Annotated in this window: 23 protein-coding genes and 1 riboswitch; of the genes, 12 read left to right on the top strand and 11 right to left on the bottom strand. The window is 56.0% G+C overall.

Translation table 11 applies throughout. The features are described 5' to 3' along the window. Positions 1–362 precede the first annotated feature (362 nt). Both mcbA and ybiJ read left to right on the top strand, forming a co-directional pair. Positions 363–623: a DUF1471 family periplasmic protein McbA gene (gene mcbA, locus RT120_RS06865; RefSeq protein WP_125292439.1), complete on the top strand. Its 261-nt coding sequence runs from the start codon at positions 363–365 to the stop codon at positions 621–623. 403 nt (positions 624–1,026) lie between these two features. Continuing rightward, positions 1,027–1,287, top strand: coding sequence for a DUF1471 family protein YbiJ (ybiJ, locus tag RT120_RS06860; RefSeq protein ID WP_312981083.1), 261 nt, complete (start codon positions 1,027–1,029; stop codon positions 1,285–1,287). A gap of 84 nt (positions 1,288–1,371) precedes the next feature. Here the strand turns inward: ybiJ and RT120_RS06855 are convergent, their stop codons facing one another. Continuing rightward, complete coding sequence (locus RT120_RS06855; protein WP_312981081.1) at positions 1,372–2,706, bottom strand: NCS2 family permease; 1,335 nt, start codon at positions 2,704–2,706, stop codon at positions 1,372–1,374. A gap of 197 nt (positions 2,707–2,903) precedes the next feature. On the opposite strand from RT120_RS06855, the gene adeD reads away from it, so the two are divergent. Further along, positions 2,904–4,670, top strand: coding sequence for an adenine deaminase (adeD, locus tag RT120_RS06850; RefSeq protein WP_312981079.1), 1,767 nt, complete (start codon positions 2,904–2,906; stop codon positions 4,668–4,670). 32 nt (positions 4,671–4,702) lie between these two features. Here the strand turns inward: adeD and ybiB are convergent, their stop codons facing one another. From ybiB to rhlE, 3 genes are all read right to left on the bottom strand, one after another. Beyond that, positions 4,703–5,671, bottom strand: a complete 969-nt coding sequence (gene ybiB, locus RT120_RS06845) for a DNA-binding protein YbiB (protein ID WP_312981076.1) — start codon at positions 5,669–5,671, stop codon at positions 4,703–4,705. 77 nt (positions 5,672–5,748) lie between these two features. Continuing rightward, positions 5,749–7,929: an ATP-dependent DNA helicase DinG gene (gene dinG, locus RT120_RS06840; protein ID WP_312981073.1), complete on the bottom strand. Its 2,181-nt coding sequence runs from the start codon at positions 7,927–7,929 to the stop codon at positions 5,749–5,751. Between the two features lie 133 nt (positions 7,930–8,062). Continuing rightward, positions 8,063–9,472, bottom strand: coding sequence for an ATP-dependent RNA helicase RhlE (gene rhlE / locus RT120_RS06835; protein WP_312981071.1), 1,410 nt, complete (start codon positions 9,470–9,472; stop codon positions 8,063–8,065). 228 nt (positions 9,473–9,700) lie between these two features. Here rhlE and cecR point away from each other — a divergent pair, with 228 nt between their 5' ends. Genes cecR through RT120_RS06810 form a run of 5 tightly spaced genes read left to right on the top strand, consistent with a single transcriptional unit; the run spans position 9,701 to position 15,358 of the window. Then, on the top strand, positions 9,701–10,381 hold the full coding sequence (gene cecR, locus RT120_RS06830) for a transcriptional regulator CecR (RefSeq protein ID WP_409515031.1): 681 nt from the start codon (positions 9,701–9,703) through the stop codon (positions 10,379–10,381). After that, positions 10,381–11,385, top strand: a complete 1,005-nt coding sequence (gene hlyD / locus RT120_RS06825) for a secretion protein HlyD (protein ID WP_312981069.1) — start codon at positions 10,381–10,383, stop codon at positions 11,383–11,385. Before cecR ends, hlyD begins: the two co-directional genes overlap by 1 nt. Beyond that, the gene (locus RT120_RS06820; RefSeq protein ID WP_312981067.1) at positions 11,375–13,114 is read left to right on the top strand and encodes an ATP-binding cassette domain-containing protein; all 1,740 of its coding nucleotides are present in this window, start codon (positions 11,375–11,377) and stop codon (positions 13,112–13,114) included. Before hlyD ends, RT120_RS06820 begins: the two co-directional genes overlap by 11 nt. Continuing rightward, positions 13,111–14,241 (top strand): ABC transporter permease, encoded by a 1,131-nt coding sequence (locus RT120_RS06815; protein ID WP_409515030.1) that lies wholly within the window; start codon positions 13,111–13,113, stop codon positions 14,239–14,241. Before RT120_RS06820 ends, RT120_RS06815 begins: the two co-directional genes overlap by 4 nt. A 10-nt stretch (positions 14,242–14,251) precedes the next feature. After that, the gene (locus tag RT120_RS06810; RefSeq protein ID WP_312981065.1) at positions 14,252–15,358 is read left to right on the top strand and encodes an ABC transporter permease; all 1,107 of its coding nucleotides are present in this window, start codon (positions 14,252–14,254) and stop codon (positions 15,356–15,358) included. Here the strand turns inward: RT120_RS06810 and RT120_RS06805 are convergent. Continuing rightward, a complete protein-coding gene (locus RT120_RS06805) occupies positions 15,320–15,736 on the bottom strand; it encodes a YbhQ family protein (RefSeq protein ID WP_312981063.1) in 417 nt (138 codons plus the stop codon). The two genes, RT120_RS06810 and RT120_RS06805, sit on opposite strands and share 39 nt — an antisense overlap. Positions 15,737–15,866: 130 nt before the next feature. Here RT120_RS06805 and RT120_RS06800 point away from each other — a divergent pair, with 130 nt between their 5' ends. Genes RT120_RS06800 through RT120_RS06790 form a run of 3 tightly spaced genes read left to right on the top strand, consistent with a single transcriptional unit; the run spans position 15,867 to position 18,832 of the window. Next, a complete protein-coding gene (locus RT120_RS06800; protein WP_312981060.1) occupies positions 15,867–16,628 on the top strand; it encodes an endonuclease/exonuclease/phosphatase family protein in 762 nt (253 codons plus the stop codon). Beyond that, positions 16,625–17,857: a cardiolipin synthase ClsB gene (clsB, locus tag RT120_RS06795; RefSeq protein WP_312981058.1), complete on the top strand. Its 1,233-nt coding sequence runs from the start codon at positions 16,625–16,627 to the stop codon at positions 17,855–17,857. The genes RT120_RS06800 and clsB overlap by 4 nt, the downstream gene beginning before the upstream one ends. Positions 17,858–17,866: 9 nt before the next feature. After that, positions 17,867–18,832 carry a YbhN family protein gene (locus RT120_RS06790; protein ID WP_312981055.1) on the top strand — a complete coding sequence of 322 codons (966 nt, stop codon included), beginning with the start codon at positions 17,867–17,869 and terminating at the stop codon, positions 18,830–18,832. Positions 18,833–18,892: 60 nt separating this feature from the next. On the opposite strand, the gene RT120_RS06785 is transcribed toward RT120_RS06790, so the two are convergent. The 6 genes from RT120_RS06785 to moaA form a co-directional block, all read right to left on the bottom strand. Then, positions 18,893–19,603: a Bax inhibitor-1/YccA family protein gene (locus RT120_RS06785; protein WP_312981052.1), complete on the bottom strand. Its 711-nt coding sequence runs from the start codon at positions 19,601–19,603 to the stop codon at positions 18,893–18,895. A gap of 58 nt (positions 19,604–19,661) precedes the next feature. Then, positions 19,662–20,114 carry a molybdopterin synthase catalytic subunit MoaE gene (gene moaE, locus RT120_RS06780; protein ID WP_312981049.1) on the bottom strand — a complete coding sequence of 151 codons (453 nt, stop codon included), beginning with the start codon at positions 20,112–20,114 and terminating at the stop codon, positions 19,662–19,664. Between the two features lies 1 nt (position 20,115). After that, positions 20,116–20,361: a molybdopterin synthase sulfur carrier subunit gene (gene moaD, locus RT120_RS06775; RefSeq protein ID WP_312981046.1), complete on the bottom strand. Its 246-nt coding sequence runs from the start codon at positions 20,359–20,361 to the stop codon at positions 20,116–20,118. Beyond that, the gene (gene moaC, locus RT120_RS06770; RefSeq protein ID WP_312981043.1) at positions 20,361–20,840 is read right to left on the bottom strand and encodes a cyclic pyranopterin monophosphate synthase MoaC; all 480 of its coding nucleotides are present in this window, start codon (positions 20,838–20,840) and stop codon (positions 20,361–20,363) included. The genes moaD and moaC overlap by 1 nt, the downstream gene beginning before the upstream one ends. A gap of 2 nt (positions 20,841–20,842) precedes the next feature. After that, entirely contained in the window at positions 20,843–21,355 is a 513-nt protein-coding gene (moaB, locus tag RT120_RS06765) for a molybdenum cofactor biosynthesis protein B (RefSeq protein WP_312981040.1), read from the bottom strand. 21 nt (positions 21,356–21,376) lie between these two features. Next, positions 21,377–22,366, bottom strand: a complete 990-nt coding sequence (gene moaA, locus RT120_RS06760; protein WP_312981038.1) for a GTP 3',8-cyclase MoaA — start codon at positions 22,364–22,366, stop codon at positions 21,377–21,379. Further along, positions 22,354–22,485, bottom strand: a riboswitch (molybdenum cofactor riboswitch). Its footprint overlaps the gene before it by 13 nt. 219 nt (positions 22,486–22,704) lie before the next feature. Between moaA and yvcK the strand changes: the two genes are divergently transcribed. Next, positions 22,705–23,613, top strand: coding sequence for a uridine diphosphate-N-acetylglucosamine-binding protein YvcK (yvcK, locus tag RT120_RS06755; RefSeq protein WP_312981035.1), 909 nt, complete (start codon positions 22,705–22,707; stop codon positions 23,611–23,613). Positions 23,614–23,621: the final 8 nt, after the last annotated feature.

Raw genomic sequence — 23,621 nt, 5'->3', positions numbered from 1 at the left:
GGCGCGTACAATACCCGCTCGCTGGCCCAGGGTAAATATCGCCGCACTATTTTCCCGCTCCGGGTGGCGAAAAAGTGCGGAATGGGCGCATAACCGCCGCGTCAACGTTCAGAAAATGCAAAGTTCGCGAAAGAAAATTGCACACTGACGGTGCGTTTCACCGAGTACGCGGGATAAACCGAAAAAAGAGACTTAAAATCATGGGGTTAAATTTCATCGTAGTGTCATGCTTCGTCAAGATATGTTGTTCAAAAAATAAGCACAAGACCGTCAATTTTTTGCGTTGTATCACATAATTAGCCTCCTACACTTAAAAAGCTGAATCATTAAATCAGCGCTGTGACACCCCAGAGGATGTAATTATGAAAAAATTGCTCGCGTTATCCACCGCCCTTGCCCTTTCTTCTTTCGCCTTTGTGACGCACGCTGCGCCTGTCATGCTGGACAGTAGCTCAAATCAACTCCGCCCGGCCGGTACCGTTTCGGCAAGCGGCGCGCGTGACCTCAGCGATCTGGAAGATAAACTGGCTGAGAAAGCCCGTGAAGAGGGAGCGAAAGGGTACATCGTTAATTCCGCCAGCGGTGATAACACCATGTTTGGCACCGCCACGATTTACAAATAACTTTCCCGCAGCCCGCTACGTCGCTTGCCTTAGCGTCTCCGTGAATGCAGTTAGCTCTGAAATCACCCGCACCTGTCGATTTCAGAGCAATGTCCCTTCCGCCTAAGCCCGACGACGTAGCGGGCTTTTTTTATACAGCCAGGCAAGCGATTGCTATTCAGCGCACCAATATTTGAAAAGATATTGGCAATTAATGCCCTCTTGAGTGCCAATGACGAATCGCTGAGATAAAAGGGACAATTTACAGACAATATTTTATATAAATCAATATATTATCAGATGTTCAAATTTTTAGAACGACGCCGTCAATTTGTTTAGATTTTCTCTCTCGTAAAAAACCGTGATACTTATCACATCGACGGAACAACGTCACATTTACAGAATAACTTACGAGGAATATCTGATGAAAACCACTAAATATGCTGCTGCCGCTCTGATTTTTTCTACTTTATCTTTCGGTGCTTTCGCTGCGCAATCCATCAACCCGGCTGATACCAGCGGTTTAAACAAAATTGGCGTGGTTTCTGCTGACGGCGCAATGACCCTGGATGGCCTGGAAGCGAAACTGGCTGCTAAAGCAGAAGCTGCGGGCGCCACCAGCTACGCCATTACCTCTGCGAACACCAACAACAAAATCAGCGGTACTGCGGTTATCTACAAATAATTCAGGCTTCTGACTTATTACCCTCAATCTTTGACTCTGCTGTTACCCTTGTTTGCCCGTCCGGCCCTGGACGGGCTTTTTTTTTTAATCGATAAACGCGATTTTCAGGGCAAACAACAGCGCGACGACCACCACGCATAAGTTCAGCTCCCGCCAGCGTCCGGTGAACACCTTCATCACGCAATAGCTCATAAACCCCAACGCGATCCCTTCGGTAATTGAAAAACTGAACGGCATCATCACGGTCGTGATAAAAGTCGGCACCGATTCGGTATAGTCATTCCAGTCAACGCGCGCAAGGCTGGCGGTCATTAATACGCCAACAAAGATCAGCGCGCCGGCGGTGGCGTAACCCGGCACCATTTCCGCCAGCGGCGAAAAGAACATCACCAGTAAAAACAGCGCGCCGACCACCACGGCGGTTAACCCGGTTCTGCCTCCCACCGCTACACCTGAGGTGCTTTCAATATAGGCAGTCACTGATGAGGTACCGATAAACGCCCCGGCGACCGAGCTTAAGCTATCAACGTACAGCGCTTTATTCATATTCGGGAATTTGCCTTCGCTGTCGATTAAACCGGCTTTATCCGTTACGCCAATTAACGTTCCCGAGGAATCAAATAAGTTAATCAACATGAATGAGAAAATAATCCCTGCCAGATCGAGAGATAACGCGCCGGATAAATCCACCTGCCCCATCACGCTCATCACGCTGGGCGGCACGGAATAAATACCACTGAAATGGACGTCGCCAAAAAATAGCCCGCACAGTGAAGTAATGACGATTGAGACCAGCACCGCCGCATGAAAATTACGTGACGACAGGACTGCAATAATAAAGAACCCGGCAATACCTAATAACACGCCGTGGGAACTGAGATCGCCAATCGCTACCAGGGTATCTTTATTAGCGACGATTACCCCCGCGTTTTTCAACCCCATCATGGCGATAAACAGCCCTATTCCGCTGGTGATGCCGATACGTAAGCTGATGGGAATATTGGCAATCATCCAGTAGCGGACCCGGAACAGCGTTAATAAAAACAACCCGACCGCTCCCCAAAAAATCGCCCCCATCCCTACCTGCCAACTTACGCCGATTGCACCCACCACCACGAAGGCGAAAAATGCGTTAAGCCCCATCGCCGGAGCCAGCGCCACCGGAAGGTTAGCAATGAACCCCATGGCAATGCTGCCAACGCCGGCAATCAGGCAGGTGGTGACGAACACCACTTTGGTGTCCATCTGGGCTGCGCCCAAAATTTGCGGGTTTACAAACACGATATAGACCATCGTCAGAAAGGTGGTAAATCCTGCAATGATTTCGGTGCGCGCCGTGGTGCCATGCTGGTTAAATTTAAAATAACCAGCCAGCCCACCGGATTCGGCGTGTTTAATTTCATCCAGCGTATTATTCATTTTTTATATCCCAAAAGAGATGATGGATTAGCGTTTATTATTTGCAGCGCTGCGCTTATTTGTAATCCATTCATCTGTGTTTATTCAGTGATATTAATCACAACCTGATTGCTGTTCTCTCGCTAAACTAAAATTAACCGGCCAATTAAAAATGATCATGACCGTATCATTTTAATAAAATCAAAATGAGAAAATAAATGAATGCAAATTTAATTTCTGGATTTCATGCAATTACCCGTGAAGCGTTGCAGGAAGTATTAGCCGTGGCGCGGGGTGAACTTGCAGCGGATTATATTATTGATAATGTCGCCGTTCTCGATTTAATCAACGGCGGCATTCTGCCAGGGCCGATAGCGATCAAAGGCAAAACCATCGCCGGTATCGGGCCCGACTATCGGGATGCGCCTGCCCTGCGGCGCATCGACGCTCAAAACGCCGTGGCGGTGCCCGGTTTTATCGACGCCCATCTGCATATTGAATCGAGCATGATGACGCCCGTCACATTCGAATCCGCCACCCTGCCGCGCGGGCTTACTACGCTGGTGTGCGATCCCCATGAAATCGTCAACGTAATGGGGGAAGCCGGTTTCGAATGGTTTGTACGCTGCGCGGAAAAGGCCCAGCAAAACCAGTACATCCAGGTGAGCTCCTGTGTTCCGGCGCTGGCGGGCAGCGATATTAACGGCGCGGAATTCCCGCTCGGCGAAATGGAAAAATGGCGCGACCATCCGCTGATTACCGGGCTGGGTGAAATGATGGATTATCCGGGCGTGATCCAGGGGAATGACGCCATTCTCGCTAAGCTGGACGCCTTTCGCCCTCTCACTCTGGACGGCCACTGCCCCGGCGTATCGGGCAAAGCGCTTAACGCCTATGTCGCCGCAGGCATCGAAAACTGCCATGAAAGCCACACCCTGGCGGAGGGCCGCGAGAAACTGGCCGCCGGTATGGGGTTAATGATCCGCGAAGGGTCCGCCGCCCGCAATCTTAACGCCCTTGCACCATTAATTTCAGCGTTCAATAGCCCACAGTGCATGTTGTGCACCGACGATCGCAACCCGTGGGAAATCGCCCACGAGGGCCATATTGACGCGCTGATCCGTCGGTTAATCAATCAGCACAACGTGCCGCTGCATGTGGCGTACCGTGTGGCATCCTGGTCGCCCGCGCGTCATTTTGGTTTTAAACATCTGGGCCTGATCGCCCCCGGCAAACAGGCGGATATTGTGTTGCTCAGCGATGCCCGTCAGGTCAATGTGCAGAGCGTATTTGTGAAAGGTAAACCGGTTTGCGGGCAGCTATTGCAGGCAAATGAAGCAGCGCGATTAAACCGTTCCGCGCCGCCGCTGGGCAATACGGTACAACGGGCAACGGTTACGCCTACAGAACTCACACTCAGGCTTACGCCAGGCGCGCGTTACCGGGCCATTGAAGCCATTCCCAATGAGCTAATTACCCATGCACGGGAGTATCAGTGGTCGGAAAGCGCCTTCGATCGGGATGATATCTGCTATATCGCCGTGCTGGAGCGTTACGGTCACCAAACCCCTGCCGCGCTGGGCCTGCTGATGGGCTTTGGCTTACGCGACGGCGCGCTGGCCTCGACGGTCAGTCACGACAGCCATAATCTGGTGGTGATTGGCCGTAACCCGTTTGATATGGCTTGCGCAGTGAATCAGGTCATTCACGACGGCGGCGGGCTGTGCGTGGCGCAGCACGGGGCGGTCGTCAGCCATCTCCCGTTACCCATCGCCGGATTGATGAGTACCAACACGGCGGATGAGCTGGCGCAGCAAATCGATCGCTTAAAAACCGCCTGTCGGCAGTGCGGCGTGATACTCGACGAGCCGTTTATTCAGATGGGATTTTTGTCGCTGCCGGTGATCCCGGCGCTGAAGCTCACCAGCCAGGGGCTGTTTGACGGCGAGAATTTCTGTTTTACCGCGCTCGAGGTCGATAAGTAAAAAGCCCGTCATGATGACGGGCTGGACGCGGATTAATAGCTTTGCGCGACGCGCACCAGCGCGTCATCGAGAGTCTGCGCTTCACCGGTCGCCACCAGGCAGCAGGCGAGCTGGCGTTTAATTGCCGCCGGAACCGGTTCGCTCCCCGCGATGCAGCGCTCAATCCAGCGCGCGGTGGTTTCTGGATCTTTCGCCGCCGGGAGCGTAATCGGCTCCTCTCCCTGTACGCTCTGGCGTTCAGTCACTATCTGCACGCCCTGGCCATCAATCAGGTTGATTTGCGGGCAGCCCTGCGGGTTGGCATACACTTCCCCTTCGGTGCCGTGCATCAACAGGCCGCGCCCGCCGATATCGCTGAAAAATTTCGCCACTCGGGTGATGTACTCAGGATGCGACACGCTCGACAGGCGCAGCGCCGCGTCTTCAGCGAACGGTGTCGCCAGTTTCGCCAGCGTATGGGCGCTGTTACGCACCCCCATCCGCCAGCGCATATTTAGCTGGTTTTCCAGCGGCGGGCACAGGGCGCTTACCGGAATAAATACCGGATGATGGCCTTCAAGTTTGGCCTGCGCCTGTCCGGTATGGAGCGTCGGCTCAATACCCATTAGCTCAAAAATAGTTTGTGTCAGAACGCGCGTCGGATCTTCGCTCACGCCATGCACCACCACCGGGAAACCGAGTTTATTCAGCAAAACGGCCAAAAGCGGCGTCAGGTTGGCCTGTTTGCGCGCGCCGTTGTAGCTGGGGATGACTATCGGCATTGGTTTAGCAACCGGCGGCGTCAACTGGATGGTTTGCTGCTGCATCGCTTCATAAAAGCCGAGCATTTCCGCCTCGCCTTCGCCTTTAATACGCAGCGCGATCAGGATGCCGCCCATTTCCAGGTCAGGCACTTCGCCGTTCAGCATCGCGCTATACAGCTCGCGGGCAGTCTCGCGATCCAGATCCCGGGCGTGATTTTTGCCCCGTCCGACTTCTTTAATAATTTTGCGGTAGTCCACGACAGTTCTCCTCGCGATGGGTTGAGGACACCAAATCACTATTAGTGCCTGATTTCTTATCGTTATACCAGAGAAAGCTATTTACCGGCGCGCCGCCGCCGACTGTACGCCCCGCCTTTGGTCCGCCGCGCTTTGTCCGCTGCGGGTTTCAGGGGCTTCACCCCTGGCACCTCAGGCCGTTCAATCGGGAATACCGGTAGCGCACCCAGCAGCCGTTTGCCGTAATTTTTGGTCAGCAGCCGCTTATCGTAAATGATCACTTCGCCCCGGCATTCATGGCTGCGGATCAGGCGCCCTACCTGTTGGATCAGGTTAAAGGACGCACTCGGCAGGCTCTGTACTTCAAACGGATAGCGGTTCAGGCTTTTCAGCCACTCCCCTTCGGTGATCACCACCGGGCTGTCGATGGGCGGGAAGGCAATTTTATGAATATGCACCTGAGTCAGCAGATCGCCTTTTAAATCCAGGCCTTCAGCGAAGGATTGCAGACCAATCAGCACACTGCGCTCGCCGTTTTCCACCCGCTGGCGGTGCAGTTGGATCAGCCGGGAACGCGGTTTATCGCCCTGTACCAGCAGTAACAGCCGCAGGTCAGCAACATGGTCGAGAAAACGCAGCATGGCGCGCCCGCTGGCAAACAGCACCAACATACCGAGATGCTTTTTGCTCTCGACTTCCTGACGGAAAAACGCCGCCATCTCTGCCAGATGCTGCTCTTCATTATCGATAAGCGGTTCATAGTGCATCTGGGGGATGATAATTTTGCCCTGCTCGACGTGATTAAACGGCGAGTCCAGCGCCACAAAGCGATCCCCCGCTTTGTCTTTCAGGCCGCTCATCTCCTGGAGGCGCGAAAAGCTGTTCAGGGAACGCAGGGTGGCGGAGGTCACCACAATATGCGGCACGCTGCGCCACAGCAGTTTCTCCAGTTGATCGCTGACCCGTATTCCCACGCAGTGGAAGAACAGATGCAGCTGGCCTTCGCGCACCTCGCGGGTCGCCCATTTGGTGACTGGCGCGCCGGAGGCCTGCGCCATTGCCGACAGCCGCCACAGTTTGCTCTGGCTCTCAAACATGCCCAGCGCGCGGTTCATTTGCAACAGCACCCGATGCAGGCGCACCGCGTCGTGGCTGGCAGTTTTCTCGCTGAGATCGTTTAAAAACAGCTCCGCCAGGCCGCGCAGTTGCTCGGTGAGCTTCGCCAGCCGCTGGCAAATCTCCATAATCTCCGTTGGCAGCTCGCCCATTGCGAAGCGGTGCTCCGCCGCCTGGGACGGTGGCAGATAAAGATTGAGGATGTTATTCAGCGAAGCGATATGCTCATAAAGCTCTTCGCAATGGGCGTTCAGCCGCTCCGGCGTCGCCAGCGGCGGCGTGGTTTTCGGGCGGAACTGTTCCAGACAGGTGGCGATTAACTTACAGAACAGGTCAAGCTGTAGCCGATACCAGGGCGCGGTGATTTCCGCGCTCATCTCCAGCGCATCGCGCGCCACATCCGGCAAGTGATGGCCTTCATCCAGCACCAGCAGCAGGTTCTTTGGCTCCGGCAATACCGATTCGCTCTCCAACGCCGCCATCACCAGCGCGTGGTTAGCCACCACCACTTCCGCTTCCTGGATCTCCCGGCGCGCCACAAAAAACGGGCATTCGCGGTAGTAATGGCAGTTGCGGTTCAGGCAGCTGGCTTTATCGGTGCTTAACCGCCGCCATAGGTCGTCGTCAATGGCCTTGTGGCTGTGATCGCGCAGGCCATCCCATTTATAGCTGTCGAGTTCGGTTTTCAGCGTAGCGCAGAACTTCTGTTCTTCCTGGCTGTTAGGCGTCAGTTCGTCATCGAGAAACGCCAGTAAATCCTGCTGGGAAGGTTCGGTGCTGGCCAGCGCGCTGAGGTTGCGCGGGCAGACGTAGCGCCCCCGGCCAAACGCGGCGGTAAAGCGCAAATCCGGGATGATTTTTTTCAGCAGCGGCAAATCCTTGCTGAAGATCTGGTCCTGCAACGCGACGTTGGCGGTGCTCACCACCAGCGTTTTTTGTTCATCGCGGGCAATGGCGATACCGGGGATCAGGTACGACAGGGTTTTCCCCACGCCGGTGGGCGCTTCAATCGCCAGATGCCGCCCTTCATCCCCCGCCAGGGTTTTGGCGACTTCCGCAATCATCTGCCGCTGCGGGGCACGGGGAATAAAGTCGGGGATTTGCAGTTGCAACGCCTTGTACCACGCTGCGATTTGCGTTTTTTGTGCGCTGGATAACGCCATAGCAGAACCATAAATACTGTATAAACAGCCACTATTGTGACATCTTCATCCCGCTGCCGCAAAGCAAAAGCCCGCGGTTACGCGAGACGCCGCGCAGAAATAACAAGGGAGCCACGTGGGCTCCCATTTGATGTTACTGCGCGCTGGCCGGTTTTCTCGGGCGCGGACGGCGCGGACGGTCGCCTGCCGGTTTTGCCGCATCGCCGAGACGGCGCGACGGTTTTTCGCCTTTCGCGGCATCGCCACCGGTACGGCGATCGCCTTTCGGCGCACCGCCTTCGCTACGGCGCTGGCCCTGCTGCTGGCCGCGACCGGAAGACTGGCCGCCGCGCGGTGCCTGACCACGACCACGACCGCCGCCACGGCTGTCGCGACCATTCTGGATCGGCTCTGCCGGGATGCTCGGGTCCGGTTCAAAACCTGGGATCGCCATACGCGGTACTTCGCGCTTCAGCAAACGTTCAATGTCGCGCAGCAGTTTATGCTCGTCGACGCACACCAGCGACAGCGCCTGACCGGTCGCAGCAGCGCGGCCAGTACGGCCAATGCGGTGCACATAATCTTCCGGTACGTTCGGCAGCTCATAGTTCACTACGTGCGGCAGTTCTTCAATATCCAGGCCGCGCGCAGCGATATCGGTCGCTACCAGCACACGCAGATCGCCGGATTTAAAATCAGCTAACGCACGGGTACGCGCGCCCTGGCTCTTGTTGCCGTGAATGGCGGCGCTGCGGATGCCGTCTTTATTCAACTGCTCCGCCAGATGGTTGGCACCGTGCTTGGTACGGGTAAATACCAGCACCTGCTGCCAGTTTTCTTTGCCGATCATCTGTGACAGCAGCTCACGCTTGCGTTTTTTATCCACAAAGTGAACGTACTGGGTGATCTGCTCGGACGCGGTGTTGCGGCGCGCCACTTCTACTTCCGCCGGGTTATGCAGCAGTTTTTCCGCCAGCGATTTAATGTCGTCAGAGAAGGTCGCAGAGAACAGCAGGTTCTGGCGGCGCGGCGGCAGCTTCGCCAGCACGCGGCGGATATCGTGGATAAAGCCCATATCGAGCATCCGGTCCGCTTCGTCGAGCACCAAAATCTCTACTTTGTCGAGCTTAACGGCGTTCTGGTGTTCCAGATCGAGCAGACGGCCAGGGGTGGCAATCAGCACATCCACGCCGCCGCGCAGTTTCATCATCTGCGGGTTGATGCTCACGCCACCGAATACCACCAGCGAACGGATATTCAGATATTGACTGTACTCGCGGACGTTCTCGCCCACCTGGGCCGCCAGTTCGCGGGTCGGGGTTAAAATCAACGCGCGCACCGGACGGTTGCCCTTGGCCTGATGCGCTTTATCAGTCAGTAACTGTAACAGCGGCAAGGTAAAACCGGCGGTTTTGCCGGTGCCGGTTTGTGCGCTGGCCATCAGGTCGCGCCCCTGCAATACCACAGGGATAGCCTGGCGTTGAATCGGGGTAGGTTCGGTGTAACCCTGTTCGGTCACGGCACGTAAAATATCAGGGTTCAAACCAAGCGAATCAAAAGACATAACAACTCCAGACTCGCCCCGACCCGATAAGGTGTAGTTTCAGGGGGAGTTATCACTAATCAGAGACAAAACCACAATGTCATAAGGGGGCGGAGTGTAGCAGTTTTTGTGACGTGGCGCATAAATTGTCGCCCTGCTGCCGGTTTCATTTTCACTCCCCGACTGGACAAGCTCAACGTTTAACCATAAAGTCAATCAATCGATTGATTAACTTTATGGGTGACAGTGATGATTAACATCACCAGTCCGTTGACCAGCCGGGGCGAACACGCCAAAAGCCAGCTCATCCAGGCCGCTACGGCTCAGTTCGGCGAATACGGTTTGCACGCCACGACGCGGGATATTGCCGCCGCCGCCGGGCAAAACATCGCGGCCATTACCTATTATTTTGGCTCAAAAGAGGATTTGTACCTCGCCTGCGCCCAGGCGCTGGCGGATTTTATCGGCAGCCAATTTCAGGCCCACGCCGAAGCCGCCCAGTTAATCTTAGCCCAGCCGAAGCCGGACAAAGCCGACATCCGCCGTTTGATCGACGACGCCAGCCGCCATATGGTCACGCTGATGACCGCCGATGAGACGTTGAATCTGAGCAAATTTATCTCACGCGAGCAGCTTTCCCCGACCCCGGCCTATCAGCTCATTCATGACAAGGTGATTGAGCCGCTGCACACCCACCTCACCCACCTGGTCGCCAGCTATACCGGGCGCGATCCGGGCGATGTCACCACCATTTTGCACACCCATGCGCTGATCGGCGAAATCCTCGCCTTCCGCCTGGGGCGCGAAACCATTCTGGTGCGTACCGGCTGGACGGCGTTCGACCCGCAAAAAAGTGAATGCATTCATCAGGTGGTTTCCAGCCATATTGATTTTATTTTGCAGGGCTTATCTGTAAGGAGTGGCGATTAATGAAAAACAAAAAACCGGTACTGTTAGTGGTTATCGTCGTGCTGGTGCTGGCGGCCTGTTTTGGCGGCTGGAAGTGGTATCAGAGCCGTCAGGATGGGGCGCTGACCCTGTATGGCAACGTCGATATCCGTACCGTGAATTTGAGTTTTCGGGTGGGCGGGCGTCTTGCCAGCCTGAATGTCGATGAAGGCGATGCGGTGAAAGCGGGCGCAACGCTGGGGCTGATTGATAAAGCGCCCTATGAAAACGCGCTGCGCCAGGCGCAAGCCAACGTGGCGGCGGCGCAGGCCAAATACGATTTGGTCATGGACGGTTACCGTTCGGAAGAAATCGCCCAGGCGGCGGCGGCAGTGAAACAATCCCAGGCCGCCGCCGACTACGCCCAGAATTTCTATAACCGCCAGCAGGGGCTGTGGAAAAGCCGCACCATTTCCGCTAATGACCTGGAAAACGCCCGTTCGTCCCGCGACCAGGCGGTGGCGAACCTGAAGGCGGCTCAGGATAAGCTGAGCCAGTTCAAAGCCGGGAACCGCCCGCAGGAAATTGCCCAGGCGAAGGCTGCGCTGGAACAGGCGCAGGCGCAACTGGCGCAGTCAACGCTGGATTTGCAGGATACCACCCTGCTGTCCCCCTCTGACGGCACCATCCTGACCCGCGCCGTAGAGCCTGGCACCATGCTGAACGCAGGCGGCACCGTGTTTACCCTTTCCCTTACCCATCCGGTGTGGGTGCGCGCCTATATTGATGAAAGCCACCTCGGTGAAGCGAAGCCGGGCCAGCAGGTGCTGCTGTATACCGATGGCCGCCCGGATCGTCCGTATAAAGGCCAGATCGGGTTTGTCTCGCCGACGGCGGAATTTACCCCAAAAACCGTGGAAACCCCGGATCTGCGTACCGACCTGGTGTACCGCCTGCGGATTATCGTTACCGATGCCGACACCTCGCTGCGTCAGGGCATGCCTGTCACCGTGCAGTTTGATAACGAGGCGCGCAATGAGCGCTGAAGACGGCATCATCCGCCTGGACGGGCTGATGAAACGCTTCCCCGGCATGGATAAACCGGCGGTCGCCAGCCTGCATAGTGAGATCCGCGCGGGCGCGGTCACGGGTTTAGTCGGGCCGGACGGCGCGGGCAAAACCACGCTGATGCGGATGCTGGCGGGACTGCTGCGCCCGGACGACGGCGCGGCGCGGGTTAACGGTCTCGATCCGGTCAATGACGACCGGGCGCTACACGCTATTTTGGGCTATATGCCGCAAAAATTCGGCCTGTATGAAGATCTCACCGTGATGGAGAACCTCAATCTGTATGCCGATTTGCGCAGCGTCACAGGGGAAACGCGCCGCACCACCTTCGAGCGGCTACTGGAGTTCACCGCCCTGGGCCCGTTTACCGATCGTCTGGCAGGCAAACTCTCCGGAGGGATGAAGCAAAAGCTCGGTCTGGCCTGCACCCTGGTCGGCCAGCCGAAAGTCCTGCTGCTGGATGAACCCGGCGTCGGCGTTGACCCGATTTCGCGCCGCGAGCTGTGGCAAATGGTTCATGAACTGGCGGGTGAAGGGATGCTGATCCTGTGGAGCACCTCTTATCTGGATGAAGCGGAACAGTGCCGGGAAGTCTTGTTAATGAACGAAGGCGAGCTGCTGTACCAGGGCGAGCCGAAAGCCCTGACCCGGCAAATGGCCGGGCGCAGCGTGCTGGCGACCAGCCCTTCCCTGAACAACCGTCAACTATTGCAGAAGGCGCTGAAAACCCATGCCGTCAGTGATGGGATGATCCAGGGCCGTTCGGTGCGCCTGATCCTCCGCAAGGACGCCAGCGCCGATACCCTGCGCCAGCAACAGGAACTGGCGGACATCGAGGTTAACGAAACCGCGCCGCGTTTTGAGGATGCCTTTATTGACCTGCTGGGCGGCGCGTCCACCAACGAATCGCCCCTCGGTGCGATCCTGCATACCGTGGAAGGTACACCCGGCGAAACGGTGATTGAAGCGCGGTCGCTCACCAAAAAATTCGGTGATTTTGCCGCTACCGATGACGTGAACTTTACCGTGCAGCGCGGAGAGATTTTCGGCCTGCTCGGCCCAAACGGCGCGGGCAAATCCACCACCTTTAAAATGATGTGCGGCCTGCTGGTGCCGACATCGGGCAAAGCGCTGGTGCTGGATATGGATTTAAAAACCGGCTCCGGCAAGGCCCGCCAGCATCTGGGCTATATGGCCCAGAAGTTTTCGCTATACGGCAACCTGACGGTAGAGCAGAACCTGCGCTTTTTCTCTGGCGTCTACGGGCTGCGCGGCAGCGCCCAGAACGACAAAATCAGCCGCATGAGCGAGGCGTTCAGCCTTAAAGCTATTTTCAACCAGCCCACCGATTCCCTGCCGCTGGGCTATAAGCAGCGGCTGGCGCTGGCCTGCGCGCTCATGCATGAGCCGGATATTCTGTTTCTTGATGAACCCACCTCCGGCGTCGACCCGCTAACCCGTCGCGAATTCTGGCTGCATATCAACAGCATGGTGGAAAAAGGCGTCACAGTGATGGTCACTACCCACTTTATGGATGAGGCGGAATACTGTGACCGCATCGGGCTGGTGTATCGCGGCAAGCTGATTGCCAGCGGCACGCCGGATGACCTGAAGCAAAAAACCGCCGACGATGACCACCCGGACCCCACCATGGAGCACGCGTTTATTACGCTGATCCAGCAATGGGATAAGGAGCATGAATCATGAGTTCGCACCTCTCCTGGCGGCGCGTGCGGGCGCTGTGCGTCAAAGAGACGCGGCAAATTATTCGCGACCCCAGCAGTTGGCTGATTGCGGTGGTGATCCCGCTGCTGCTGCTGTTTATTTTCGGTTACGGCATCAACCTCGACTCCAGCCGCCTGCGGGTGGGGATTCTGCTGGAACAGCAGAGCGCTGAGGCGCTGGACTTTGCCCATACCATCAGCGCCTCGCCGTTTATTGACCCGAAAATCAGCACTGACCGGCAGGATTTAATCCAGCGGATGCAGGCCGGGAAAGTGCGCGGCATCGTGGTGATCCCGGTGGATTTCGACCAGCGGATGGCGCGCAGCGGCGACACCGCGCCGGTTCAGGTGATCACCGACGGCAGTGAGCCTAACACCGCCAATTTTGTGCAGGGGTATATCGAAGGCATCTGGCAAATCTGGCAGATGCAGCGCGCGGAGGATAATGGCCAAAGCTTCGAGCCGCTGATCGACGTGCAGACGCGCTACTGGTTTAATCCCGCCGCGATTAGCCAGCACTTTATTATCCCCGGCGCGGTGACCATTATCATGACGGTGATCGGCGCGATTTTAACCTCGCTGGTGGTGGCCCGCGAATGGGAGCGCGGCACCATGGAGGCGCTACTCTCCACCGAAGTGACGCGCAGCGAGCTGCTGCTGTGCAAGTTAATCCCCTATTACTTCCTCGGTATGCTGGCGATGCTGCTGTGCATGCTGGTGTCGGTATTTATTCTTGGCGTGCCGTATCGCGGCTCGCTGTGGCTGCTGTTTTTTATCACCAGCCTGTTTTTGCTCAGTACGCTCGGCATGGGGCTGTTGATCTCCACGATTACCCGCAACCAGTTTAACGCCGCCCAAGTGGCGCTGAACGCCGCGTTTTTGCCGTCGGTGATGTTGTCGGGTTTTATTTTCCAGATCGACAGTATGCCTGCGGTGATCCGCGCCGTGACCTACATTATTCCGGCGCGCTATTTCGTCACTACGCTACAAAGCCTGTTCCTGGCCGGCACCATTCCGGCGGTGCTGATCGTTAATGTGCTGTTTTTGATTGCTTCCGCCGTGATGTTTATCGGCCTGACGTGGCTGAAAACCAAACGTCGGCTGGACTAGGGAGATTGAAATGCTACATCGTCTCTGGACGCTGATCCGCAAAGAGCTACAGTCGCTGCTGCGCGAACCGCAAACCCGCGCCATTCTGATTTTACCGGTGGTGATCCAGGTGCTGCTGTTCCCGTTCGCCGCCACCCTGGAAGTCACCAACGCCAGCATCGCGATTTATAACGAGGACAACGGCAAACACTCCGTTGAGCTGACCCAGCGCTTCGCTAAGGCCACCGCGTTCAGCCATATCACCCTGCTGAAGAGCTCGGCGGAGATCCGCCCCACTATCGATACCCAGAAAGTGCTGTTGCTGATCCGCTTTCCGGCCGACTTTTCGCGCAAGCTGGATACCTTTGAAACCGCCCCGCTGCAATTAATTCTCGACGGGCGTAACTCCAACAGCGCCCAGATTGCTGCCAACTATATTCAGCAGATAGTGAAGGAGTACCAGCAGGATCTGATGGATGGCAAACCAAAGCCGAACAACAGCGAACTGGTGGTGCGCAACTGGTACAACCCGAATCTGGATTACAAGTGGTTCGTGGTGCCATCGCTGATCGCCATGATCACCACCATCGGGGTGATGATTGTGACGTCGCTGTCGGTGGCGCGCGAACGGGAACAGGGCACGCTGGATCAGCTATTAGTTTCGCCGCTGGCGACCTGGCAGATTTTTGTCGGTAAAGCGGTCCCGGCGCTGATCGTGGCGACGTTCCAGGCCAGCATCGTGTTGGGCGTGGGGATTTGGGGCTACGATATTCCGTTCTCCGGCTCGCTCAGCCTGTTCTATTTCACCATGCTGATTTACGGCCTGTCGCTGGTCGGCTTCGGATTGCTGATTTCCTCGCTCTGCTCAACCCAGCAGCAGGCGTTTATCGGGGTGTTTGTCTTTATGATGCCCGCGATACTGCTGTCGGGGTATGTGTCGCCGGTAGAGAACATGCCGGTGTGGCTGCAAAACCTGACCTGGGTGAACCCGATTCGGCATTTCACCGATATCACCAAGCAGATTTACCTGAAGGATGCCAGTTTCGATATTGTTTGGGGGAGTTTGTGGCCGCTACTGGTGATCGCGGCCACGACGGGGTCAGCGGCGTACGCTATGTTTAGAAGAAAGATCGCTTAAACGCGGTTTACGCTCTTTCGCCAGCAGCGACACTAATGCCGGGCCAGCAAGAATGGCGAGCCCGGCGACCGCCAGGATCAGGTTGTTGTGCACGATGCGCGACAGCAACCACAGCGCGATAATCGCATTGCCGAAATACCAGGTGGTGGTGAGCTCTTCAAGGAAGTCGCCCAGTTCGCGCAGACGCCCTTGGTGGACGCGTTGCAGGGCGAACATCATTACTACCGTTACGCCGTAAAGCAGGCATAAACCAATGCCCACTTTCACCAGCGCGCCGCTCATCCATCCCATCACCAGGAGCGCGATAACGGCCAAATGCAGCACGATCTGCCAGCAGCTAAGGCCGGTTGCAACACGAATACGTTGTTGCCACTTCATGAATTCTCTCCTTCGGAATTTCTCGCTGTAACTGAGAGTACCGCACTTTACGGAAAATTCCGTAACCCCGCACCTTTTTGTGACTAAGACTACACTTTATTTTCATTGGAAAAACACAGGCAGGGGGAACATGGCCAGTAAGACTGCTGCATTTTCATTCAAACTGCTCACAATCAATACACACAAAGGTTTTACCGCATTGAACCGGCGCTTTATTTTGCCGGAGCTGCGTGACGCCGTGCGCACCGTTTCAGCCGATATCGTTTGTCTTCAGGAGGTGATGGGCGCCCATGAAGTGCATCCGCTGCACTTCGAAAACTGGCCGGATACCACCCACTACGAATTTATCGCCGACACCATGTGGAACGATTACGCCTATGGGCGCAACGCGGTTTATCCCGAAGGGCATCACGGCAACGCGGTGCTGTCGCGCTTTCCCATTAATGAATATGAAAATCTCGATGTCTCGCACAACGGTCATGAGAAACGCGGGCTACTGCACTGCCGTATTAATCTGGCCGAAGTGAATAAAACGCTGCACGTGATCTGCGTTCATCTTGGCCTCCAGGAAGCGCATCGCCATGACCAGCTTGAAATGCTGTGCGATCTGGTCAACAGCCTGCCCGGCGGCGAGCCTATCGTGGTGGCGGGCGATTTTAACGACTGGCGTCAAAAAGCCAACACTATTCTTAAAACAAAAGCCGGGCTTGATGAGGTGTTTACCCGCGCCAGAGGCCGTCCGGCACGTACCTTCCCGGCGGTGATGCCGCTGCTACGCCTCGATCGCATTTATGTCAAAAATGCCTCGGCCAGCAGCCCAACCGCGTTACCGCTGCGTGAATGGCGACACCTTTCCGATCATGCCCCTTTGGCAGTGGAGATCCATTTATGAAAACCAACTGGCGTGATGGTAATCAGATTGAGTTACTGGAAAACGGCGACATGTTTTTCCCCGCTGTGTTTAGCGCCATCGAAGAGGCGCAGCATAAGGTTTACTTAGAGACTTTTATCTGGTTCGAAGACAACGTCGGGCGACAATTACACCGCGCGATACTGGCGGCGGCAACGCGCGGCGTTAACGTGGAAGTGCTGCTTGATGGCTACGGTTCGCCGGATCTGAGCGATGAGTTTGTTACCGAACTGACTACGGCGGGCGTGATCTTCCGCTATTACGATCCGCGCCCGAAGATTTTCGGGATGCGCACCAATTTGTTCCGCCGGATGCACCGCAAGATCGTGCTGATCGACGATCGCATCGCCTTTGTCGGCGGGATCAACTACTCCGCTGAACACATGATCGACTACGGCCCGGAAGCCAAACAGGACTATTCGGTGCGTATCGAAGGGCCCGTGGTAGAGGATATTCGCCAGTTTGTCATATCTAATCTGCCGGAAAATGAAACGCCGCGCCGCTGGTGGCGTCGACGCACCCGTGCCAGCGATAACGCCACGCCGGGTGAAGCACAGGCCCTGTTTATCTGGCGCGATAACGAAGAGCACCGCGATGATATTGAACGCCATTACCTGAAAATGCTGGCCAATGCCCGTCAGGAAGTGATTATCGCCAACGCCTACTTTTTCCCCGGCTACCGGCTGCTGCACGCCATGCGTAATGCGGCGCGGCGCGGCGTGAAGGTGCGTTTAATCGTACAGGGCGAACCGGATATGCCGATTGTGCGGGTCGGCGCGCGGCTGCTGTACAACTATCTGCTAAAAGGCGGCGTGGAGGTGTACGAATACCTGACGCGCCCGCTACACGGCAAAGTGGCGGTGATGGACGACCACTGGGCGACAGTGGGCTCCAGCAACCTCGATCCGCTGAGCCTGTCGCTGAATCTGGAAGCCAACGTGTTAATTCACGACCGCAATTTCAACCAGACACTGTATGAAAACCTCACCCGCTTGATCACCGAAGAGTGCCGCCAGGTTGATGAAACGATGGTGCCGAAACGCACCTGGTGGAACCTGACCAAGAGCGTGCTGGCGTTCCACTTCCTGCGTCATTTCCCTGCGCTGGTGGGCTGGTTGCCCGCGCATACTCCGCGGCTTTCCCAGGTAAAGCCGCCCGTACAGCCCGAAATTGAAACCCAGGATCGGGTTGAAACCACGGATAAGGCTTAAGGACACAACATGGCGAAATCTCATCCGAAGTGGCGTAAAGCCAAAAAGATCCTCACCTGGGTTTTCTTTATTGCGGTCGCGGTGCTGCTGGTGGTGTATGCGCGCAATGTCGACTGGGAGGAAGTGTGGAAAGTCATCCGCAACTATAACCACACCGCGCTGCTGACCGCGCTGGCGCTGGTGATTGTCAGCTATCTGGTTTACGGCTGCTATGATCTGCTTGGGCGGCTTTACTGCGGGCATAAGCTGGCGAAGCGCCAGGTGATGCTGGTGTCGTTTATCTGCTATGCCTTTAACCTGACGCTCAGCACCTGGGTGGGCGGCATCGGGATGCGTTACCGGCTCTATTCCCGGTTAGGGCTGCCCAGCGCCACTATCACGCGCATCTTTTCCCTGAGCATTACCACCAACTGGCTGGGCTATGTGCTCCTCGGCGGGGTGATTTTCAGCTTTGGCGTGGTGGAACTGCCCTCGCACTGGTATATCGAAGACAGCACGCTGCGTATTATCGGCGCGGTGCTGCTGGTGCTGAGCGCGGTCTATCTCTGGGCCTGCGCCTTCGCTAAACGCCGTCATGTCACCATTAAAGGCCAGAAACTGGTGCTGCCCGGCTGGCGTTTCGCGCTGATGCAAATGGGGATTTCCAGCCTGAACTGGATGGCGATGGGGGCGATTATCTGGATCCTGCTCGGCCAGGACGTGAATTATTTCTTCGTGCTGGGCGTGTTGCTGGTGAGCAGTATTGCCGGGGCGATTGTCCACATTCCTGCGGGGATTGGCGTTCTGGAAGCGGTATTTATCGCGCTGCTGGCGGGGGAACACACCAGCCAGGGGAAAATCATCGCCGCCCTGCTGGCCTATCGTGTGCTCTATTTCTTTATCCCGCTACTGCTGGCGCTGATTTGCTATCTGTGGCTGGAGAGCCGCGCTAAGAAATTACGCGCGAAGAATGAGCAGAAGATGGGGACGAGTTGACAGTACGAGAATAAAAAAAACCGCATCAGGTTGAGAGCCGATGCGGTTTTTTTTATAAGTTTAGCGCCGGTTGCCAAAGATACGCAGCAGCATCAGGAACAGGTTAATAAAGTCCAGATACAACGTCAGCGCGCCGAGAATTGAATATTTGCGCAGATTCTCGCGATGGGATATGTCAATTTGCTGGCCGATGTTTTTCAGCTTCTGGGTATCATATGCCGTCAGCCCGACAAACACGATCACACCGATATAGGTCACTACCCACATCAGCGCTTCGCTCTTCAACCAGAAGTTAACCAGCGAGGCAATAATAATCCCGATCAGCGCCATAAACAGCATATTGCCGAAACCGCTCAGGTCGCGTTTGGTGGTGTAGCCATACAGACTCATCACGCCAAACATCCCGCCTGCCACCACAAAAGTGCTGGCAATGGAGCTGGAAGTGTAGACCAGGAAGATACTCGCCATCGTCAGGCCGGTGAGCGCCGAATAGAGCATAAACAGCGTAGTCGCCAGCGCGCCGCTCATCTTATGCACTAAACCCGACAGGATAAACACCAGCGCGAGCTGGGCGATGATCAAACCAAAAAAGGTAATCTGGCTTTGAAACACAAACATCATTACCGCAGGCGTGTTGGCGGCGTACCAGGCGATAAATGCGGTCAGTAACAGGCCGCAGGTCATCCAACCATAAACCTGGGCCATAAAAGTTTGTAACCCTGTGCGGGTCTGTTGAACGATGGTTTGTTCGGGACGTTCAAATCTATCCATGATGCCTCCTTTGGCTAAGTACCTTACCTAAAGGGTAACAGATCCTGGAAAAACCGTCTTACCAGCGCTCCGCCGCCTGATGGTCGCTGTCGCGGGATTCTACCCAGCGGTCGCCTTCCGGCGTGGCTTCACGCTTCCAGAACGGCGCGCGTGTTTTCAGATAATCCATAATAAATTGCGCCGCCTCAAAGGCCTGGCTGCGATGCGCGCCCGTTACGCCGACAAAAACAATTTCGTCGCCGGGCCACAGTTCACCAATGCGATGGACAACCGAGACGCGCTGTAGCGGCCAGCGCTCACGGGCTTCTGCGACGATTTCCGCCAGCGCTTTTTCGGTCATGCCCGGATAATGTTCGAGGGTTAACGCGCTAACGCTGTCGCCCAGATTATGGTTGCGTACTTTACCGGTAAAGGTGACTACCGCGCCGTCTTCATCACAGGCCGCCAGCCACTGGTATTCGTCGCCAACGTTAAAGCCCTCGTGGCCCACGCGAATTTTAGTGTCCTGCATTTCAGCCTCCGGTGACTGGCGGGAAAAAGGCCACTTCATCGCCTTCGCTCAGCGGATGGTCGAAAGCCACCAGCGTCTGATTCACCGCCGCCAGCAGTTTGCCGGATTCCAGCGCCAGCTCCCAGCGCTCTCCCCGGCTTTCCAGATGCTGACGCAGCGATTCCACCGTCGGGAAGGCTTCCGCGATTTCCAGCCGGTCGCAGCCGACCAGTTCCCGCACCTGAGCAAAAAACAGAACGTTAATCATCACTCCTCCACGCTGAAATCGCCGGATTTACCGCCGCTTTTCGCCAGTAAACGCACCGGGCCGATTACCATGTCTTTTTGCACCGCTTTGCACATGTCATAAATGGTCAACGCCGCCACTGACGCCGCCGTCAGCGCTTCCATCTCCACGCCGGTTTTGCCGCTCAGGCGGCACACCGCTTCGATGCGCACGCGATTGTGTTCCGGTTCGGCTTCAAGCTGCACTTCCACTTTGCTGAGCAGCAGCGGATGGCACAGCGGGATCAGTTCCCAGGTGCGTTTCGCGGCCTGAATGCCGGCGATACGCGCCGTGGCGAACACATCGCCTTTATGGTGGCTGCCGTCGACGATCATGGCGAGCGTGTCGGCGCGCAGGGTGACAAAGGCTTCGGCGCGCGCTTCCCGCACGGTTTCCGCTTTGGCGCTAACATCCACCATATGGGCTTCGCCAGCGGCGTTAAGATGAGTAAGTTGCGACATGGTTATTTCTTCAAATGAGGGTGGAAGTTGCAGGGGCGGTTACGGGCGTCCAGTTGGCCGGAGATAATATGTTCCCAGGCGGTCTGGCAGGCGCGCGTTGAACCCGGCATCGCGAAAATCAGGGTGCGGTTGGCGATGCCCGCCACCGCGCGGGACTGCATCATCGCAGTGCCGATCTCTTCAAAGGAGAGCATCCGGAACAGTTCGCCATAGCCTTCCACTTCGCGATCGAACAGCGGCAGCAGCGCTTCCGGCACCTGGTCGCCGTCGGTAAAACCGGTACCACCATTAATCAGCACCACCTGCACATTGTCATCGGCAATCCAGGTGGAAACCTGGGCTCTGATGGCGTAGCGGTTCTCTTTAACAATCGCTTTATCCACGATATGGTGCCCGGCATCGTGTGCCGCATCGCGTAAATAGTGGCCCGAAGTATCGTCCTCTTCGCCGCGACGGCTGGAAACGGTAAGAATAGCGATACGCGTCGCAATGAATTCTGCGCTCACCTGGCTCATAGTGTTCTCCTGAAGACCGGCTTAGCCGCCGATATATGACAGATTCTGAGTGATCCCGGTATTTCCCTGATGCAGGAAATGCGTCTGTTTTTTATGGTGCAGCGCCTCGGCGATACGGGCTTCCAGCGCCGCCTGCTGGTTATCTTCTTCCAGCAAATCACGCAGATCCACGCCGCCTTCGCCAAACAGGCATAAGTGCAGTTTACCCAGCGACGAGACGCGCAGCCGGTTGCAACTGGCGCAGAAATCTTTCTCGTAGGGCATGATCAGGCCAATTTCGCCCGCGTAATCCGGGTGGCAGAACACCTGGGCCGGGCCGTCGCTGCGCTGGCGGATCTGGTGGATCCAACCGCGTTTTAACAGCTCTTCGCGCAACGTCATGCCGGAGATATGGTGTTTTCTGAACAGGTCGCTGCCCTCGCCGGTTTCCATCAGCTCGATAAAGCGTAATTGGATGGGGCGCGGTTGGATCCAGTTGAGGAAGGTGTCGAGCTGATGGTGATTTACGTCGCGCATCAGCACGGTATTCACTTTAACTTTGCTGAAACCCGCGTCAAAGGCGGCGTCGATGCCTTCCATCACCTGATGGAATTTATCCTGGCCGGTGATGGCATGAAACTGGCGCGCGTCAAGGCTGTCTACGCTGACGTTGATTGCCGTTAGCCCGGCATCGCGCCAGGCGACGACGTCGCGCGCTAACCGGTAGCCGTTAGTGGTCACGGCAATCTGGCGAATATTATCGTTTTCACGGATAGCGGCGATGATGTCAGTGAAGTCGCGGCGTAAAGACGGTTCACCGCCGGTCAGGCGCACTTTCTCGGTGCCCATATTGGCGAACGCGCGCGCCACGCGGCGGATCTCTTCCACGCTGAGGAAGCTTTTATTGGTGTGCCCGGCAGGTTTGTAGCCATCCGGCAGGCAGTAGGTGCAACGGAAGTTACACACATCGGTAATCGACAAACGTAAGTAAAAAAACTTACGCGCGAAGGCATCGGTAAGTTGAGAGACCATGTACACCTTTCCAGATACGGGAGATGCAGGCATTTCTTTCTGCACCCTGGTGACGTTTGTCACGGCCAAACTGCCCTATCATCGACGTAGGCAAAGAGGCTTGAGTGTATGCTTCACATTATGAAGCGGGTTAATGGCATAGTAGCGTGGATTAAACGCCCCTGCCATGTTCAATTTCGCTGTATAAAATTGTATATAACGATGTTATTCTGCGATTTCGTTACAGAATACGTAAAACTGACGGTTTTGTTTTGACATGCATCATTTTAATCCGCAAGGTTCGTCTTTTTTATGGATTGAGCTAACGTATTGCTTATCAACAGAATGAAGGAACATCTATGCGTAATCGCACCTTAGCGGATTTGGACCGGGTGGTGGCGCTCGGCGGCGGGCATGGTTTAGGCCGTGTGATGTCTTCGCTCTCCTCCCTGGGTTCACGCCTGACCGGCATCGTCACCACTACCGATAACGGGGGATCGACCGGCCGTATCCGCCGCTCCGAAGGGGGTATAGCCTGGGGCGATATGCGTAACTGTTTAAACCAGTTAATTACCGAGCCGAGCGTTGCTTCCGCAATGTTTGAGTACCGTTTTGGCGGTAACGGTGAATTATCCGGTCATAACCTCGGAAATCTGATGTTAAAGGCGTTAGATCACTTAAGCGTCAGGCCCTTAGAAGCGATTAATTTAATAAGAAACCTGCTGAAAGTAGACGCGTTTTTAATCCCCATGTCTGAGCAACCGGTGGATTTAATGGCGACCGACGCCGATGGGCATGATGTTTATGGTGAAGTGAATATTGATCAACTGCGCGAGCCGCCGCAGCAACTGTCGCTCTACCCCAACGCCCCGGCAACCCGCGAAGCGTTACAGGCGATTGGTGAAGCGGATTTGATCCTGATGGGGCCCGGCAGCTTTTACACCAGCCTGATGCCGCTGCTGTTACTGCCCGATCTCGCCCAGGCGCTGAGACGCACCCCCGCCCCGGTGGTGTATATCGGCAATTTAGCCCGTGAACTGAGCGTTCCCGCTGCGCAACTGTCGATACCAGAAAAATTGGCCATTATGGAACGCTACGTCGGGAAACCACTGGTGGATGCGGTGGTGGTCGGCCCGAAAGTCGATATTTCCGGGCTAACAGAGAAGGTGATTATTCAGGAGCCGCTGGAAGCGGAAGATATCCCCTACCGCCACGACAGGCATTTGCTGCGGGCGGCACTGGATAAAGTGGTCCAGAAGATGGGATAACCGGCGTA

This window comes from Atlantibacter sp. (genome assembly GCF_032062175.1).
Taxonomy (GTDB): domain Bacteria; phylum Pseudomonadota; class Gammaproteobacteria; order Enterobacterales; family Enterobacteriaceae; genus Atlantibacter.
Note: the sequence above shows the minus strand (reverse complement) of the source record. Positions and strands in the feature narration are given on the sequence as shown.